The following is an 892-nucleotide window of genomic DNA, read 5'->3' as shown; positions in this document are numbered from 1 at the left end:
TCCTCCTCGGCGGGCGGCCGGCCGCCCGCCCTGAACGCCTCCCGGTAGACGTCCGTCGCCCGCGCGTTCATCCGGCACTGCCACACCCCGTGCGGGCAGTAATCGGAAATCGTCTGGTAGAGCGGCGGGTGCTTCTCCATCCAGCCGATCATCCGCCGCATGTACTCCGCGTTGTCACCGTTCTTGAAAAGCCCCCATTCGGGGTACGAGGTCGCTTTCCCGTGCCGCGCCGCGAAATCCACCTGCGCCTGGAGCCCGTACGGCTCCGAGATCTGCTCGTCGAAATCCGTCCCGTGCGGCAGGTCGTAGGAATCCATCCCGATGATGTCCACCGCGTCGTCACCCGGATAGCACTCCGTCCACGGCGTGGCGTCCCGCCCGCGCGTCGGCGCGAAATCGAAACGGAATCCCGCGCCCTCGACCTTGTTCATCACGCGCGTGATCCGCGCCCAGTACGCCCGCCACGCGCGCGGGTCGGGACCGCACCGGTGCGTGTACGTCGTGCCGTTCATCTCCCAGCCGACCACGAGCACCGCGTCCGGCACCCCGAGCCCCACGAGCCGCCGCGCGAGCCGCTCGAAGTGCGCGTCGTACAGGCCCGCCGCGCCGCGCCGCAGCTCCAGCGCCACCGCCGCGTCCGGCACCCGGGTCTCCGTGCGCTCCAGCATCGGCACGTTGAGGACGAACGTGCGCCCCGGCTTCGCCTTGTACCACCCGGCCCAGTCCGCGAGCCACGCGGGCGCGCCCTCGATGTTCGACCAGACGTCCCCGGGCAGGTACGTGTGCCCCACCGTCACCTCACGGCCGCCGAGCCAGCGCGAGAAGTCCGCCATGCTCGTGACCCCGCGCGGGCCGTAGTGGAGGTACGCGCCGAAACCGGTGCCGGGCGCGG

1 protein-coding gene is annotated in these 892 nt (G+C 71.3%); it reads right to left on the bottom strand.

What is annotated here, in order from left to right:
* Positions 1-892: glycoside hydrolase family 26 protein (locus tag SSBG_RS12060; RefSeq protein ID WP_008746410.1), on the bottom strand; the 892-nt coding region annotated here is incomplete at both ends.

Source organism: Streptomyces sp. SPB074 (assembly GCF_000154905.1).
In the GTDB taxonomy this organism is placed as follows: Bacteria; Actinomycetota; Actinomycetes; order Streptomycetales; family Streptomycetaceae; genus Streptomyces.
This window is presented reverse-complemented; position numbering and strand designations above follow the sequence as displayed.